Genomic DNA, 15,056 nt, shown 5'->3' on the forward strand with positions numbered 1-15,056 from the left:
CGATCTCCTTGATCCGTCCGGGCCCCGGGGTCATCACGGCGACCCGCCGCCCGACCCGCACCGCCTCGCCGACGTCGTGCGTGGCGAGCACGGCGGTGCTGCCGGTGCGCTCCACGATCCGGACGAACTCCTCCCCCACCCACTCCCGCGTGCGCCGGTCCAGCCCCGCGAACGGCTCGTCCATGAGCAGCACCCCCGGCGCGAAGGCGAGGCTGCGGGCCAGCGCCACGAGCTCCCGCCGGCCGGCGGACAGCTCCTGCGGATAACACTCCTCATATCCGGACATCCCCACAAGAGCGAGTAGTTCACGCGCTCGCTCCCGTTTCGTCCCAGCTTCACCTTCCAGCCCGAACTCCACGTTGCCGAGCGCCGTGCGCCACGGGAACAGCGTGTACTGCTGCACCACCACGCCGCGGTCGAGCGCGGGGCCGGTGACGGGGGCGCCGCCGATGCGGATCTCGCCGGTGGTCGGCTCGGTGAGGCCGGCGATGAGGGCGAAGAGGGTGGACTTGCCGCAACCGCTGGGGCCGACGAGGGTGAGCAGCTCACCCGCGCGCACGTCCAGGTCGAGCTCGGACAGCGCGGTGTGCGGCCGGTCGCCGTGGAACGTCTTGCTCACCTTCCGGAGGCTGAGATGGAGGCCCATGCGTACGAAGGTACGAGCCCCCGGGGCATGAAGTCAACATTTCCTACAGGATAACTAGAGAATTGGCCGATAGTCTCGTTCCGTCATGCCGCCGACCAGCGAAGGATCGTTTTGAGATGATCTTCATTACCGCGAAGTTCCGCGTCCTGCCCGAGCACGCCGACCGCTGGCCCGAGATCACGGCCGCCTTCACCGCGGCCACCCGCGCCGAGCCCGGCTGCCTATGGTTCGACTGGTCGCGCAGCCTCGACGACCCGAACGAGTACGTCCTGGTCGAGGCGTTCAGGGACGGCGAGGCGGGCGCGGCGCACGTGCGGTCGGCCCACTTCAAGCAGGCCCAGCAGGAGCTGCCGCAGCACCTCGCCGAGACGCCGCGCATCGTCAACACCACTCTCGACCAGGACGACTGGTCCGAGCTGGGCGAGATGGCCGTGCCGAAGGGCTGACCCGGCGGCGTTCAGGGGCCGCCGCGGACGTCGCCGTAGGCGAACAGGGTGAGCGGGCCCGGGCCGGTCACCGGCTGCTCGGCGGTGACGGCCAGGGCCAGCGTGTTCGTCCCGTGCCCGGTCAGGATCCCGGCCGGGAGCGAGAACGCGCGTTGCGGGCCGATGACGTTGCCGTAGTGGTAGCCGTAGTCGTCGGCGTACAGGACGGGCAGGGTCTTGGGCGGGTGCGGGCTGGTGGTCGTGGTGTGGTCGGCGGACCTCCAGCGGGAGTCGTCGCAGCAGTCGTTGGTGGTGATGGGCACGGTGATGCCGTCGGCCCTGGCCTGGTCCTGGATGTCCTGCATGTAGGCGGCGTCGGTGCCGACCCGGTACTCGTTCTCGGCGTTGTAGAGGATGACCGGGCCGCCGCGCGGGAGCTGGGGGCGGGCGATGATCGGGTTGATCCGGTGCAGCCACTCCCGGTATGCCTCGCGGTAGCCGGGTTCGAAGCTGCGGGCCCGGCCCGGCACGGTCTTGAGCCAGGCGGGGAAGCCGCCGCCGGTGCTCTCGGCGTTGATGTAGGACCCTGGCCGGGCGATCACGTACAGGCCGGCCTCGTGGGCGGTGCGCAGCAGCCGGTCCACGTCGCGGACGCCGGTGAAGTCGTACGTGCCGGGCGCCGGCGAGTGGTAGGCCCAGGAGAAGGAGAGCGAGACGGCGTTGAAGCCGGCGGCCTTGAGCTTCTCCATCACGGCCCGCCACAGCTCCTGGCTGGGCAGCCGGAAGGAGTGGAACTCGGCCGACTGGAGCACGATCCGGCGGCCGTTCACGATCAGCGAGTACCGGTCGTAGGTGACCTCGGGCGCGCTGCCGGCGCGGGCGGGCGCGACGAGGGCCGCGGGAAACGATCATCGCCGGGCGTTACGCGAACGTTACGACGGGCACGGAACCCCGCTCGGGCCTGTCCTCGCAGCTCACAGGCCCGATGTCAGCACGGGTAAGTTTTTTTCCGGGTTATTGACGAAAAACACCGCACGTCGGCAGACTCTCCGTCATGTCACACCCCCGTGGCCCCCTGTCACAGCTCCGGCGCGGGCACGAAGAGCTCGTGCTGGGGCTGCTGCGCAAGCACGGCCCCCTCAGCCGGGGCGAGCTGGGCAAGCGTTGCGGGTTGTCCCGTACGACCCTCTACGACATTCTCGCCGAGCTCGTCGCCAGCGGCGCCGTGGTCACCGCCACCTCCCAGGAGGCACCGCGCGGCCGCGGCAGGCCGGCCGAGACGCTGACCCTCAACCCCGATGCCGGCCAGGCCATCGGCATCGACTTCGCCCGCCGCGCCCTGCACGTCGCCGCCGTCAACCTGGCGCACGAGGTCGTCGGCTCGGCCAGCGAGCCGCACGACGCCGACCTGCCGTGGGAGCAGCGGGTCGAGCTGGCCGTACGGCTCGTCGGCTCGCTCACCGGCACCGGCACGGGCGCGCTGCGGCTGGGCGCGCTCGACGCGATCGGCGTCGGCGTGGTCGGCGTGGTGGGCTCTCAACACGCCGGTGAGGAAGACCGGCACGCCGAGGAGGGAAGGGACCAGCCCGAGCCGCATCCCGCGCAGGTGCTGCTGCGCGAGCGGTTCGGCGTCCCGGTGCTGCTGGACAACAACACCCGGCTGGCCGCGCTGGGCGAGAGCATCTGGGGCGCCGCCGCGGGCGGGCAGGACGTGCTGTACCTGCGCCTGTCGCACGGCGTCGGCGGCGGCCTGGTGGTCGGCGGGTCGCTGCACCGCGGCGCGTACGGGCTGTCCGGCGAGTTCGGCCACATCACCGTCGAGCCGGGCGGCGCCCGCTGCGACTGCGGCGGCACCGGCTGCCTGGAGACCGTCGCCTCGATCAGGGCCGTGCTCGACGCCTACCGCGCCGCCGGCGGCCGGGCCGCGGACGTGCCGGAGCTGGTCAAGGCCGTCCGGGCGGGCGACCGGGCGGCGCTCACCCTGCTCGGCGGCGTCGGCGCCCGGATCGGCGAGGTGCTGGCGGCCCTGTGCAACGCCATCGGCCCGAGCGTGATCGTGATCGGCGGCGAGCTGGCGGAGACCGGCGAGGCGCTGGTGGCGCCGATCGAGCGGGCGCTGCGCGACCACGTCATGCCGGTCTCCCGGCACCGGGTGAGCCTGCGCCGCGCCACGCTCGGCGAGGTCGCCGGCGCCCTCGGCGGCATCGCCCTGGTGCTGCACGAATCCCCCCTGCTTTCCCGCTATCCGGCCGGCCCGGATCTCGCGGAGGACCCGATCCCCGACAAGGAGTCCCGATGACCCAGCTCACCGCGCTGGGCAAGGCGCCGGCGCAGCCCGCCCGGCGCGCCCCCAGCCGCTCGCGGCGCGCCGTCGCGCTCAACCTCGTCGCCGTCGTCATCGGCCTGGTCGTGTGGACGGTGCTGGCCACCGTCGGCGTGCAAGGGCTGCCGGGGCCGCTGGAGGTGGCGGCCAAGGCGGGCGAGCTGATCGCCGACGGCACCCTGCTCACCGACGCGCTGGCCAGCCTGCGCAGGGTGCTCGTCGGCTTCCTGCTCGGCACGCTGCTGGCCGTCCCGGTCGGCTTCCTCATGGGCTGGTACGCCACCGCGCGCGGCCTGCTGGAGCCGTACGTGCAGTTCTTCCGCACGATCCCGCCGCTGGCGATCATCCCGCTGGCCATCGTGCTCATGGGCATCGGCGAGGTGCCGAAGGTCTTCGTGATCTTCCTGGCGGCGTTCCTGTCCAGCGTCGTCTCGACGTTCCAGGGCGTCGTGGACGTGGACAGGACGCTCATCAACGCGGCCCGCGTGCTGGGCGCCTCCGACCGCACCATCTTCCTCAAGGTCGTGGTGCCGGCCTCGACGCCGTTCATCCTGGTCGGGATGCGGGTCGGGCTCGGCTCGGCCTGGGGCACGCTGGTCGCCGCCGAGCTGATCGCCGCCCAGGAGGGGCTGGGCTTCCGGATGCAGCAGGCCCAGCTCTACTACGACCTGTCCACGATCTTCGTGGGCCTGATCGCCATCGGCGTGCTCGGCCTGCTGATGGACCGCCTGCTGCTGCTCGCCGAGCGCCGCCTCACCAACTGGCAGGAGCGCCGATGAACGCCAAGATCTCGTTCAGGGACGTCGTCAAGACGTACCCGTTGAAGGACGACACCTTCACCGCGCTGGACCACGTGTCGCTGGACATCGCCGACCGCGAGTTCGTCACCGTCGTGGGCCCGTCGGGCTGCGGCAAGAGCACGCTGATGAGCATGGCCGCCGGCCTGGTCGAGCCCACGTCGGGCGAGGTGCTGGTGGACGGCTCGCCAGTGGACGGCCCCGGGCCCGACCGGGGGGTGATCTTCCAGCAGTACGCGTTGTTCCCCTGGCTGACCGTGCGCAAGAACGTCGAGTTCGGGCTCAAGCTCATGGACCTGCCCGCCGAGGAGCGCCGGCGGCGCGCCCAGCGGGCGATCGAGCTGGTCGGGCTGGCCGACTTCGCCGACGCGCTGCCCAAGATGCTGTCGGGCGGCATGAAGCAGCGCTGCGCCATCGCCCGCGCGTACGCGGTCGACCCGCAGGTGCTGCTCATGGACGAGCCGTTCGGCGCGCTCGACGCGCTGACCCGGGTGCAGCTCCAGGACCAGCTCCTCGACACGTGGAGCAAGGACCAGCGCACGGTCATGTTCATCACGCACGACGTGGACGAGGCCGTGTACCTGGCCAGCCGGGTGATCGTGATGGCCGCCCGGCCTGGCCGCCTGCACAAGGTCGTCGACGTCGACCTGCCGTACCCGAGGACCGAGGAGATGCGGCTGTCGCCCGAGTTCGGGCGGATCCGCAACGAGGTCTGGCACGCCGTCTACCACCAGGCTCCGGCCGTACCCGCGGCCTAGAAACCCAACCCCCCGGAAAGGACTGATCCGCCATGCGTTCTCTTCGCCGCGCCCTGACGGCCGCCACGGCGGTGAGCCTGCTCGCACTCTCCGTCACCGCCTGCTCCGACGACAGCTCCACGGTGCGGTTCGGCTACATCAGCGACTACAACGGCGCCAGCCTGCTCGCGATCGCGCAGAAGCAGGGCCTCTGGGAGAAGCAGGGGCTCACCCCCGAGATCAAGGTCTTCACGAACGGGCCGCTGCAGATCCAGGCGCTCGGCGCCGGCGACCTCGACTTCGGCTACATCGGCCCGGGCGCCATGTGGCTGCCCGCCACCGGCAAGGCCAAGGTCGTCGCCATCAACACGCTCGCCTACGCCGACCGCGTCATCGGCCGGCCCGGCATCAAGAGCATCGCCGACCTCAAGGGCAAGAAGGTCGGCGTGCCGGAGGGCACGTCCGGTGACATGGTGCTCAACCTGGCCCTGCAGAAGGCCGGCATGAGCGTCAAGGACATCCAGAAGGTGCCGATGGACCCGGCCACCGTCGTCTCGGCGTTCGTCGCCGGGCAGATCGACGCGGCCGGCATCTGGTACCCGCTGATCGACAACATCAAGCAGAAGGTGCCGGACCTGACCGAGCTGGCCAGCACCAAGGAGTGGCCGGACAGCTCGTTCCCGACCGCGTTCGTCGGCGGCACGAAGGTGGACGGCGAGCTCACCAACAAGGTGATCAAGGTGCTGCAGGAGGCCAACGACTGGCGGGCCGCGCACTACGAGGAGTCGATCACGGAGGCGGCGGCGCTGCTCAAGCTGGACGCGGCCAAGGTCAAGGCCGACGCCGCCAACGTCAAGGTGATGACCACCGAGGACCTGGTCAACAAGACCAAGGACGGCACCGTGGCCAAGTGGCTCAACAGCCTCGGCGACTTCTTCGTCGGCACCGGCCAGCTCAAGTCCAGGCCCGACCCGGCGACGTACTACACCGGCGACCTCTACACGAAGGCCTTCACCAAGTGAACCTGCTGTTCCTGATGACCGACCAGCACCGCGTCGACACCCTGGGCTGCTACGGCAACCCGCACGTGGCCACGCCCAACCTCGACAGGCTGGCCGCCACCGGCACGCGGTTCGACCGGTTCTACACGCCCACGGCCATCTGCACGCCCGCGCGGGCCAGCCTGCTCACCGGGCAGGCGCCGTTCCGGCACCGGCTGCTGGCGAACTACGAGCGCAACGTCGGCTACCTGGAGGACCTGCGCGAGGACGCGTTCACCTTCCCCGAGGCGCTGAAGGAGCGCGGCTACAACCTGGGGCTGATCGGCAAGTGGCACGGCGGCACCAGCCGCAACGCCGCCTCCTACGGCTTCGACGGGCCCGACCTGCCCGGCTGGCACAACCCGGTCGACCACCCCGACTACCTCGCCTACCTGGAGGAGCGGGGGCTGCCGCCGTACCGGATCTCCGGCCTGATCCGCGGCACGACGCCGAACGGCAACCAGGGCAACCTGCTCGCCGCGCGGCTGCACCAGCCGGTCGAGGCCACGTTCGAGCATTACCTGGCGACCAGGGCGATCGAGCACCTGGAGCGGTACGCGGCCGAGGGCAAGCCATTCTTCCTGGCCACCCACTTCTTCGGGCCGCACCTGCCGTACCTGCTGCCGGACGAGTACTTCGACATGTACGACCCGAGCCTGGTCGAGCTGCCGCCGTCGATCGCGGAGACGTTCGAGGGCAAGCCGCCGGTGCAGCGCAACTACAGCGACCACTGGACGTTCGACACGATCCCGATCGAGATCACCCGCAAGCTGATCGCGGTCTACTGGGGGTACGTCACGCTGATCGACCAGCAGATCGGCCGCATCCTCGACCGCATGGACGAGCTGGGCCTGACGGATGAGACGTCGGTGTTCTTCACCTCCGACCACGGCGAGTTCACCGGCGCCCACCGGCTGCACGACAAGGGCCCGGCGATGTACGAGGACATCTACCGCATCTGCGGCATCGTCCGGATCCCGGGCGCGCCGCCGCAGGTCAGGAACGAGTTCGTGTCGCTCACCGACTGCACGGCGACGATCCTGGAGCTGGCCGGCTGCGACCCGAAGCCGGCCGTGGACAGCCGCAGCCTGGTGCCGCTGGTGCGCGGCGAGCACCCCGAGTGGCCGGGCGAGCTGCTCGCCGAGTTCCACGGCCACCACTTCCCCTACCCGCAGCGCATGATCCGCGACGACCGCTACAAGCTGGTCGTCAACCCGGAGTCGGTCAACGAGCTGTACGACCTGCACGCCGACCCGCACGAGCTGAGCAACCGGTACACCCACCCGGAGCTGGCGCCCGTCCGGCGCCGCCTCATGCGCAGGCTGTACGACCTGCTGCGCGAGCGCGGCGACAACTTCTACCACTGGATGACGCCCATGTACGACATCGGCGCCCTCGACTACGACCCGACGCTGAGCTCGTTCGAGAAAGAGACACTGGTTGATGGGTAAGCTCCTCGGCCCCGCCGCCCTCGCGGCGGGGCTGATCACCCCCTCCCCGCCGCCCCGCCAGCCGCCGCACAGGCGGCCCCGACCTACTCCCACCCCGTCTCGGCCGGAGTCGTGGACACCTTCCCCGACCCCACGATGATCCGCGCCCAGGACGGCCTCTGGTACGCCTACGGCACCCAGAACGCCGAGCTGCACCTGGCCAACAACACCGCCTCCGTGCTGTGGCGGCCGGCGCCGGAAGGCGACTACACGGTCGAGACGAAGGTGCGCTTCGCGCCCACCCAGGCCGCCCAGCAGGCCGGGCTGCTGCTGTACGAGAACGACGACCGCTACTTCAAGATGGCCCACAGCGCGCTGCCGCTCCAGCGGGGCAACGGGGCCGTGCTGCAGATGAGCGAGTTCGGCGAGGAGGGCGAGCGGCCGACGACCACGCCGCCGATCGCCGTCGCCAACGGGCCCATGTTCGGCGGGCCCGCGGCGGAGACGATGTGGCTGCGGCTGTCGTACCCCTACGACGCGGCCAACCGCGCGAACGAGGTGCGCGCGGCCACCAGCCGCGGCGAGCGCTGGGTGCGCAACGGCGTCTGGACGCTGCCCGCCAAGGGCCCGCTCAAGATCGGACTCGTCTCGATGAACCGGACGGGCGCGGTCGCCGCGTTCGACTACGTTCGACTACGTACGGACGTATCGCGACTGAGACCCGAGCCCCCGGTGGCTTCCGTCACCGGGGGCGATTCCCGTTCTGCGAAACGTGTCCCCTCCGGTGCGTCCGGTGTGCTTGACTCCCGCCTGGTGACCTCTTGGGAGGGTTCATGGGGGAGTTGGTGGGGATCGACCCCCGCGGTGCGCACGAGCTGATCCGCCGGATGGAGGCGGTGAAGGCGTTCGTGGGCCGGACGCGGCCCGGGCTCGACGCGGCGATCGCCGAAGCGGGCCAGGACTGGGCCGGCCGCCAGGGCACGACGGCGCTGCACCGCACGTGGGCGTTCCTCGACGAGTCCCAGCGGGATCTGAAGTGGCGCATCGACACGGTGGAGCAGCTCGTGCCGGTGCGCGAGCGCGGCCTGCTGACGGCGGCCTTCCCGTTCGACGCGGAGCCGGAGGCGCGGCGCGCGGCCGAGCAGACGGCCGCCGCCCTCCGCACGGCCCTCGCCACCCCCGACCCGACCGGCCAGGCCCTCGACCAGGTGCTCTCCCCCGCCGCCGCCCAGGTCGCCGACCCGGCCTACGCGGCGGCGCTCCTGGGGGCGCTCGGCCCTGAGCTCTTCGTCCGCGCCCTGCGCCTCCTGACCGAGGCGGGCGCCGGAACGCCCGGCGCACCGCAGGACGCGAGCGGCGCGCACAGCACGGCGGGCTCGGGTGCCGGGCTGCTGGCCAGGGCTTTCGCCAGCGGGGAGCGGACCGGGCGGCTCGGGGACGAGTGGCAGGCGGTGGCCGAGACGGCCCCGCCGGCCGTCCTCGGCGCGCTGGTCTCGCTCGCCCCCCAGTCCGGAACGTTCCTCAACCAGGCCGCGCTCACCCTGCTCGGCCGGCCGGACCCGCCGCACGACGTGCACGCCCTCGTCACGGCCTTCGCCGCGAACCCGCTGGCGTTCCAGCAGTTCCTGGCCGAGCACCCCCGCGAGAGCGCGACCCTGCTGGCCGTCGGCGACCCGGCCCTCCAGGAGGCGCTGGACGCGGCGCTCACGCCGGGCGTGGGCGCGGAAGGGCTGCGGGAGCGGGCGTGGGCGAACGTCCGGGGCAGCGCGGGCGGCTGACGATGCCGACCAGGGACCAGTTGCTCCGCGAGGCCGCCGACAAGGAGGCGCTGGCCGTCACGTTCCTGCGTTACGCCAGGGCGCTGCCGGAGGCGCTGGAGGGCCTGCCGGCGCGCCCGTCCGATCACGAGACTTTCTGGCGAGGGGCGGCCGCGCAGCGGTTCGTCACGCAGGTGATCAGGCTGCGCGGGGAGCTGGACGACCTGGAGGACGCCTGCCTGGCCACCGCCGAGAGCCTGCGCCACCGCGCCCTGAGGCTGCGCGAGCAGGCCGCCCAGGTCGCCGGCCCGGCCTAGGGATGTCAGTGGGTGCCCACGTCCGACGACAGCCGCTGGGCGAGGTAGACGGGGATCAGCGAGGCGACGATGAGCGCGGCGGCCACGACGTTCACCACAGGGGCCTGGTTCGGCCGGAAGAGGTTCTCGAAGATCCAGATGGGCAGCGTCCGCACCCCCGCCCCCGCCGTGAACGTGGTCACGATGATCTCGTCGAACGACAGCGCGAACGCCAGCAGCCCGCCCGCCAGCAGCGCCGACCGGATCAGGGGGAACGTCACCAGCCGGAACGTCGTGAACGGCCCCGCCCCGAGGTCGGCCGACGCCTCCTCCAGGGTGGTCCCGGTGCGCCGCAGCCGCGCCAGCACGTTGTTGTAGACGGTCACGACGCAGAACGTGGCGTGCCCGACGACCACGGTGAACAGCCCGAGCCCCACCCCGAACGGCTCCAGCACGGTACGGAAGGCGTTGTTGAGCGCGATGCCCGTGACGATGCCGGGCAGCGCGATGGGCAGGATGATCACCAGCGAGACGGCCTGCCGCCCGAAGAAGCGGTGGCGCTGCACGGCGAAGGCCGCCATCGTGCCGAGCACCAGCGCGATCGCGGTCGCGCCGAGCCCGGCCTGAACGGAGGTCCACAGCGCGTCGCGCACCCCGGAGGAGGCCCAGGCGGCGCCCCACCAGCGCAGCGTCAGCCCGGCGGGCGGCCAGCCGAAGGTGCGGTCGGCGTTGACGGAGTTGAGCAGCACGACGGCCAGCGGCACGTAGATGACGGCGAGGCCGGCCGCGAGCGCGAGCCGGAGCAGCAGCCGGGCCGGCCGGGACAGGTTCACAGGCTCTCCAGGGCGCCGGTGCGGCGCACGGCCGCGAGGTAACCGAGCATGACGACGACGGGCACGGTGGCCACGGCGGCGGCGAACGGCAGGTCGCCGGCGGCGCCGATGTTGTCGTAGACGACGTTGCCGATGAGCTGGCTCCGCCCGCCGACGATCTTGACGGCGATGTAGTCGCCCAGCGACAGCGAGAACGTGAAGATCGACCCGGCGATCACGGCCGGGAAGGTCAGCGGCCACACGACCGTACGGAAGACCTGCCAGGAGCGGGCGCCGAGGTCGCCCGCGGCCTCCAGCAGCGAGCCGGGCAGCCGCTCCAGCCCCGCGTAGATGGGCAGGATCATGTACGGCAGCCACAGGTACGCCAGCGTCAGCACCGTGGCGGTCAGCCCGAAGCCCCAGCCGAGCAGCCCGCCGGACGACAGCATCACCCGCCACGCGTACGCCTTGACCAGGTAGCTCGCCCACAGCGGGGTCAGCACGGCGATCACCAGCCAGCGCCGCGTGCGCGGCCCGGCGAGCTTGGCCATCGCGAACGCCATGGGGAAGGCCACCACCAGGTCGATGGCCGTCACCGCGAGCGCCACCCCGACCGAGCGCAGCACGATCGTCCGGTAGACCTCGCCGGTCGCCAGGTCCAGGAAGTTCGCCCAGGTGAACGTCCGGTTCAGGGCGCCGGTGAAGGTGTCCACCGAGTGGAACGCGGTGACGAGCAGCGCCGCCAGCGCCCCCAGGTACGCCAGCCCGAGCCAGGCCAGCGGCGCCGACAGCAGCAGCGCCAGGCGCACCCCCGCCCTGCGGTGCAGGAAGGCGCCGGCCCGGCTCACCCCTTGATCTCCGTCCAGGCCCGCGTCCAGGCGGCGTAGTCCTTGCAGGTGACGTTCGTGCGGCCGTCGAGGCACTGGGCGATCGGGGTGGTCCAGTAGTGCACCTTGGAGAAGTACGCCTCGTCGGTGGCGTGGAAGGTCACGCAGTGCTGGGGGTCGGCGGTCTCCGCGCACGCTTTCGCGTTCGACGGCGCCTCGCCGAAGTACTCGGCGACCTGCGCGTTCGCGGTGGGCGAGATGATCCAGTCCAGCCACCGGTACGCGCAGTTGGGGTGCGCGGCCCTGGCGGCCACCATCCACGTGTCGGACCAGCCGGTCGCGCCCTCCTTCGGCAGCACGGCCTCGACGGGGGCCTGCTCGCCCTTGGCCACGTTCACGATGACCTGCCAGGTGGTGCCGACGACCGAGTCGCCGCTCTTGAACGCCTGGATCTCCTTGGTGTAGTCGGACCAGTACTCGCCGACGATTTGCTTCTGCTGCTTGAGCAGGTCCACGGCGGCCTGGAACTGCCGGTCGTCCAGCGCGTACGGGCTCTTTATCCCGAGGTCGGGGCGGGTGGACATGAGGTAGACGGCGGCGTCGGCGAGGTAGATGGGCGAGTCGTAGGCCGTGACCTTGCCCTTGTAGGGCGAGTCGGGGTCGAAGACGACGCTCCACGAGTCGGGGGCGGGCCTGACCGTGTCGGTGCGCCACATCAGCAGGTTGGCGCCGCGGCCGTGCGGCACCCCGTACGGGACGCCGTTCACGGAGTTCCACGGCTTGCTCTTCAGGCCGTCGAACACGTCGGTGTAGTTGGGGATGAGGCTGGTGTTGACCGGGGCGACGGTGCCGGCCGCGATGAGGCGCAGCGAGGCGTCGCCGGAGGCGGAGACGGCGTCGTACTGGCCGGTGCGCATGAGCGCGACCATCTCGTCCGAGGTGCCGGCCACCTTCACGTTCACCTGGCAGCCGGTCTCCTGCTCGAACGGGGTGACCCAGTCCACCTTGGGGTCGTTGCTCCCGTCCTCGACGTAGCCGGCCCACGCGACGAGGTCGACCCGGCCCTCGCCGGTGCCGAGGGCCTGCGGGGCGCTCAGCCGGGGCGGGACGAACCCGCTCTGGCCGGGGGCGGGGGCGCCCGTCGTGGGGGTGGTGCCGCCGCAGGCGGCGGCGAGCGCGAGGGCCGCCGCCGCGAGGGCCGATCCGATCCGTCGCATGGCCTTGTCTCCTCCGGGGTCGCGAGGTGGTGGTCAGGTGATGGCGAACTCGTGGCGCCGCTGCCACACGAGCCGGACGCGGGCGCCTCTCAGGCCGAGCACCTCCATGGAGGAGACCTGGAGGTTCTGCTGAAGGGCGATCAGCCGGCCGCCGGCGTCGAGGTCCACGACGAACCGGGTGGCGGGGCCCGCGTACACGACCTGCGCGACCGTGCCCGCCGCCGAGCGCTCGTCGGGGCCGGCCGGGGCGTCCGCGCCGGGCACCACGCGCAGCTTCTCCGGCCGCACGCTGTAGGTGCCGGAGCGGCCGAGCAGCTTCTCGGCGGCGGCGCCCGCGATGAGGTTGGACGTGCCGACGAACCCGGCCACGAACGCGGTCGCGGGCCGCTCGTACACCTCGGCGGGCGTGCCGACCTGCTCGATCCGGCCCCGGTCGAACACCGCCACGCGGTCGCTCATCGTCAGCGCCTCCTCCTGGTCGTGCGTGACGAACAGGAACGTGATGCCGACCGCGCGCTGCAGCTCCTTCAGCTCGACCTGCATCTCCTCGCGCAGCTTGAGGTCGAGCGCGCCCAGGGGCTCGTCGAGCAGCAGCACGCGCGGCCGGTTGACCAGCGCCCTGGCCAGCGCGACCCGCTGCCGCTGGCCGCCGGAGAGCTGGGCCGGGCGGCGGGACTCGAAGCCCGCCAGCCGCACCGAGCGCAGCGCGGCCAGGGCCCGCTCGCGCCGCTCGGCCTTGGGGACCTTCTTCACGCGCAGGCCGTACTCGACGTTGGCCAGCACGTTCATGTGCGGGAACAGGGCGTAGTCCTGGAAGACGGTGTTGACGTCGCGCTCGAACGGGGCCAGCCGGGTGACGTCGGCGCCGCCCAGCTCGATCGTGCCGGCCGTGGGCGGCTCGAAGCCGGCGATCATGCGCAGCACCGTGGTCTTGCCCGATCCGGACGGCCCCAGCATCGCGAAGAACTCGCCGTCGCGGACCTCCAGATCGATCCCGTCGACGGCCGTGACCGGCCCGAACTCCTTGCGCAGCCCGCGTAAGCCGACGGCTGTCTCGCTGCCTGGCATAACCTGAAACATATGATTTCAAAGGTTTTGCGACAAGGGCGTCTCCTGTATCAATGTCGTTGACGTCGGAGAGGTGGGGGCGATGGGCGCGAGGGGATCCCACCCGGCCGTGTTCGCGCCCGTGGGAGGCGCCGGCCGGGTGGACGCGGTCGTGCGCCGCCTGTCCGACGCCATCGCGCTCGGCCTGCTGGCCGACGGGGAGCAGCTGCCCAGCGAGGCCGAGCTGGCCGCCCGGCTGGGCGTCTCCACGGTCACCTTGCGGGAGGCGCTCATGGCGCTGCGCCAGCAGGGGCTGGTCGAGACGCGGCGCGGGCGCGGCGGCGGCAGCTTCGTCCGTACGCCGAGCGAGCCGCCCGAGCTGGGGGCGCGGCTGCGCGCGTTCACCGTGGACGAGCTGCGCGACCTGGGCGACCACTACGCGGCCATCGCCGGTGCGGCGGCCCGGCTGGCGGCCCTGCGCGCCCTGCCCGGCGACATCGCGCCCCTGCGGCGCACCCTCGACGCCATGGCCCGCGCCCGCGCCGCCGCGACGGAGGCGGGAGCGGGCACCGCCGACCATGGAGCGGCGTTGCGCCGGCTCGACGGGCGCTTCCACATCGAGGTGGCCGCCGCCTCCCAGTCGGCACGACTCACTCAGGAGGAGATCCGGTTACAGGCCGACATCGGGCCGTTGCTCTGGCTTCCGTACGACGAGCCCGGCAGGCACGATGAGGCCACGGCCCAGCATCGCGCCATCGCCGAGGCCATCCGCCGCGCCGACCCCGGCCTGGCCCGCGACCTGGCCGAACAGCATGTGCTCGACGCGATCGAACGGCTCATCGAGCTGCGGTTGCGGCTCGGCTGACGGCTGACCGCGCGCCGCGGAGCGGGAGCCTCCGGCCGTGCCGGGCGCGACCACCGGCACGGAGGTAGCAGCGCGATGCCCCAGCCCCCGACTCCCGTCCCGCCCACCGCCGCGACCGCCCCCGTCGGGCGGGCCGTCTCCCGCATCGGCGAGACCGTGCGGGGCGTGTTCACCGTCCTGGACGAGGTGCGCGCCCGCACCGCCGCGCTCGCCCGCGCCCGGCGGCCCCTGTCCAGGGGCGACCTGGCGGCGCTGCGGCCGCTGCTCTTCCGCCACCTCGGCGGGCTGATCGCGGGCATCGGGTTCATCGCCGCGCCGGGCCTGCTGGCGGACGCGCCGTGGTACCTGGAGTGGTGGCAGGACGACCCGTCGGGTCCGCCGGTGCAGCTCCTGCGCGACCTCGACCCGGCCAGCAGCGCGTTCTACGACTACACGCACTGGGAGTGGTACGCGGGGCCGAGCGAGGGGGCGGAGCGGACGATCTGCGGGCCGTACGTGGACTACCTGTGCACCGACGAGTACAGCCTCACGCTGTCGGTGCCGGTGACGGCCGGGTGCGCGTTCGTGGGGGTGGCGGCGGCGGACGTGTTCGTGCGGCGGTTCGAGGGGGCGGTGGTGCCGGTGCTGCGGGAGGTGCCGGTGCCGGCGTTCGTGATCAGCGCGGCCGGGCGGGTCGTGGCGTCCAACACCGCCAGGTGGATCGGCGGGTCGGTGTTCCGTGGCGAGGCGGGGTTCGCCGTGCATCCGTGCGACGGGCTGCCGCTGTCGGTCGTCGCCGCAAACACCGCAAGCCCCTTGCGTTCGGTGCGCAAGAATTTGAGGGATCACTGAAAGTCG

General features: G+C 72.1%; 17 protein-coding genes. 11 read left to right on the plus strand and 6 right to left on the minus strand.

Annotated elements, in window-relative coordinates:
• Positions 1-619, minus strand: a 619-nt coding sequence (locus tag HCN51_RS49580; protein ID WP_346434085.1) for an ABC transporter ATP-binding protein, incomplete at its 3' end; no start/stop codon positions are given.
• Between the two features lie 143 nt (positions 620-762).
• On the opposite strand from HCN51_RS49580, the gene HCN51_RS49585 reads away from it, so the two are divergent.
• A complete protein-coding gene (locus HCN51_RS49585) occupies positions 763-1,092 on the plus strand; it encodes a putative quinol monooxygenase (RefSeq protein WP_168019461.1) in 330 nt (109 codons plus the stop codon).
• A gap of 11 nt (positions 1,093-1,103) precedes the next feature.
• Here the strand turns inward: HCN51_RS49585 and HCN51_RS49590 are convergent, their stop codons facing one another.
• The gene (locus tag HCN51_RS49590) at positions 1,104-1,901 is read right to left on the minus strand and encodes a beta-galactosidase (protein ID WP_206068818.1); all 798 of its coding nucleotides are present in this window, start codon (positions 1,899-1,901) and stop codon (positions 1,104-1,106) included.
• Between the two features lie 224 nt (positions 1,902-2,125).
• Here HCN51_RS49590 and HCN51_RS49595 point away from each other — a divergent pair, with 224 nt between their 5' ends.
• The 8 genes from HCN51_RS49595 to HCN51_RS49630 all read left to right on the plus strand — a co-directional run bounded on the left by HCN51_RS49595 (position 2,126) and on the right by HCN51_RS49630 (position 9,472).
• On the plus strand, positions 2,126-3,370 hold the full coding sequence (locus HCN51_RS49595; protein WP_168019463.1) for an ROK family transcriptional regulator: 1,245 nt from the start codon (positions 2,126-2,128) through the stop codon (positions 3,368-3,370).
• Entirely contained in the window at positions 3,367-4,173 is an 807-nt protein-coding gene (locus tag HCN51_RS49600; RefSeq protein WP_168019465.1) for an ABC transporter permease, read from the plus strand. Before HCN51_RS49595 ends, HCN51_RS49600 begins: the two co-directional genes overlap by 4 nt.
• On the plus strand, positions 4,170-4,949 hold the full coding sequence (locus tag HCN51_RS49605) for an ABC transporter ATP-binding protein (protein WP_168019467.1): 780 nt from the start codon (positions 4,170-4,172) through the stop codon (positions 4,947-4,949). Before HCN51_RS49600 ends, HCN51_RS49605 begins: the two co-directional genes overlap by 4 nt.
• A 32-nt stretch (positions 4,950-4,981) precedes the next feature.
• A complete protein-coding gene (locus HCN51_RS49610; RefSeq protein WP_168019469.1) occupies positions 4,982-5,950 on the plus strand; it encodes an aliphatic sulfonate ABC transporter substrate-binding protein in 969 nt (322 codons plus the stop codon).
• A complete protein-coding gene (locus tag HCN51_RS49615; protein WP_168019471.1) occupies positions 5,947-7,419 on the plus strand; it encodes a sulfatase-like hydrolase/transferase in 1,473 nt (490 codons plus the stop codon). Before HCN51_RS49610 ends, HCN51_RS49615 begins: the two co-directional genes overlap by 4 nt.
• A gap of 111 nt (positions 7,420-7,530) precedes the next feature.
• Positions 7,531-8,277: a beta-xylosidase family glycoside hydrolase gene (locus HCN51_RS49620; protein ID WP_206068819.1), complete on the plus strand. Its 747-nt coding sequence runs from the start codon at positions 7,531-7,533 to the stop codon at positions 8,275-8,277.
• The gene (locus HCN51_RS49625) at positions 8,232-9,176 is read left to right on the plus strand and encodes a hypothetical protein (RefSeq protein ID WP_168019473.1); all 945 of its coding nucleotides are present in this window, start codon (positions 8,232-8,234) and stop codon (positions 9,174-9,176) included. The genes HCN51_RS49620 and HCN51_RS49625 overlap by 46 nt, the downstream gene beginning before the upstream one ends.
• The gene (locus HCN51_RS49630; RefSeq protein WP_168019475.1) at positions 9,143-9,472 is read left to right on the plus strand and encodes a hypothetical protein; all 330 of its coding nucleotides are present in this window, start codon (positions 9,143-9,145) and stop codon (positions 9,470-9,472) included. The genes HCN51_RS49625 and HCN51_RS49630 overlap by 34 nt, the downstream gene beginning before the upstream one ends.
• A 5-nt stretch (positions 9,473-9,477) precedes the next feature.
• Here HCN51_RS49630 and HCN51_RS49635 read toward each other — a convergent pair whose 3' ends face one another.
• From HCN51_RS49635 to HCN51_RS49650, 4 genes are read right to left on the minus strand one after another with little or no spacing between them, the layout of a single operon-like run.
• Complete coding sequence (locus HCN51_RS49635; protein ID WP_168019477.1) at positions 9,478-10,284, minus strand: ABC transporter permease subunit; 807 nt, start codon at positions 10,282-10,284, stop codon at positions 9,478-9,480.
• The gene (locus tag HCN51_RS60695; protein ID WP_168019479.1) at positions 10,281-11,111 is read right to left on the minus strand and encodes an ABC transporter permease subunit; all 831 of its coding nucleotides are present in this window, start codon (positions 11,109-11,111) and stop codon (positions 10,281-10,283) included. The genes HCN51_RS49635 and HCN51_RS60695 overlap by 4 nt, the downstream gene beginning before the upstream one ends.
• Complete coding sequence (locus HCN51_RS49645) at positions 11,108-12,307, minus strand: ABC transporter substrate-binding protein (protein WP_168019481.1); 1,200 nt, start codon at positions 12,305-12,307, stop codon at positions 11,108-11,110. Before HCN51_RS49645 ends, HCN51_RS60695 begins: the two co-directional genes overlap by 4 nt.
• Before the next feature lie 33 nt (positions 12,308-12,340).
• Positions 12,341-13,375 carry an ABC transporter ATP-binding protein gene (locus tag HCN51_RS49650; protein WP_168019483.1) on the minus strand — a complete coding sequence of 345 codons (1,035 nt, stop codon included), beginning with the start codon at positions 13,373-13,375 and terminating at the stop codon, positions 12,341-12,343.
• An 82-nt stretch (positions 13,376-13,457) separates the two neighbouring features.
• On the opposite strand from HCN51_RS49650, the gene HCN51_RS49655 reads away from it, so the two are divergent.
• Positions 13,458-14,219, plus strand: a complete 762-nt coding sequence (locus tag HCN51_RS49655; protein WP_168019485.1) for a FadR/GntR family transcriptional regulator — start codon at positions 13,458-13,460, stop codon at positions 14,217-14,219.
• A gap of 75 nt (positions 14,220-14,294) precedes the next feature.
• The gene (locus HCN51_RS49660; protein WP_168019487.1) at positions 14,295-15,050 is read left to right on the plus strand and encodes a cache domain-containing protein; all 756 of its coding nucleotides are present in this window, start codon (positions 14,295-14,297) and stop codon (positions 15,048-15,050) included.
• Positions 15,051-15,056: the final 6 nt, after the last annotated feature.

The organism is Nonomuraea composti (assembly GCF_012034275.1).
GTDB classification, from domain to species: domain Bacteria; phylum Actinomycetota; class Actinomycetes; order Streptosporangiales; family Streptosporangiaceae; genus Nonomuraea; species Nonomuraea composti.

Coding starts and splice junctions, on each gene's coding strand:
- HCN51_RS49605 (WP_168019467.1), top strand. CDS start 4,170: ATGAACGCCAAGATCTCGTTCAGGGACGTCGTCAAGACGTACCCGTTG.
- HCN51_RS49660 (WP_168019487.1), top strand. CDS start 14,295: ATGCCCCAGCCCCCGACTCCCGTCCCGCCCACCGCCGCGACCGCCCCC.
- HCN51_RS49600 (WP_168019465.1), top strand. CDS start 3,367: ATGACCCAGCTCACCGCGCTGGGCAAGGCGCCGGCGCAGCCCGCCCGG.
- HCN51_RS49625 (WP_168019473.1), top strand. CDS start 8,232: ATGGGGGAGTTGGTGGGGATCGACCCCCGCGGTGCGCACGAGCTGATC.
- HCN51_RS49645 (WP_168019481.1), bottom strand. CDS start 12,307: ATGCGACGGATCGGATCGGCCCTCGCGGCGGCGGCCCTCGCGCTCGCC.
- HCN51_RS49610 (WP_168019469.1), top strand. CDS start 4,982: ATGCGTTCTCTTCGCCGCGCCCTGACGGCCGCCACGGCGGTGAGCCTG.
- HCN51_RS49585 (WP_168019461.1), top strand. CDS start 763: ATGATCTTCATTACCGCGAAGTTCCGCGTCCTGCCCGAGCACGCCGAC.
- HCN51_RS49655 (WP_168019485.1), top strand. CDS start 13,458: ATGGGCGCGAGGGGATCCCACCCGGCCGTGTTCGCGCCCGTGGGAGGC.
- HCN51_RS49595 (WP_168019463.1), top strand. CDS start 2,126: ATGTCACACCCCCGTGGCCCCCTGTCACAGCTCCGGCGCGGGCACGAA.
- HCN51_RS49650 (WP_168019483.1), bottom strand. CDS start 13,375: ATGCCAGGCAGCGAGACAGCCGTCGGCTTACGCGGGCTGCGCAAGGAG.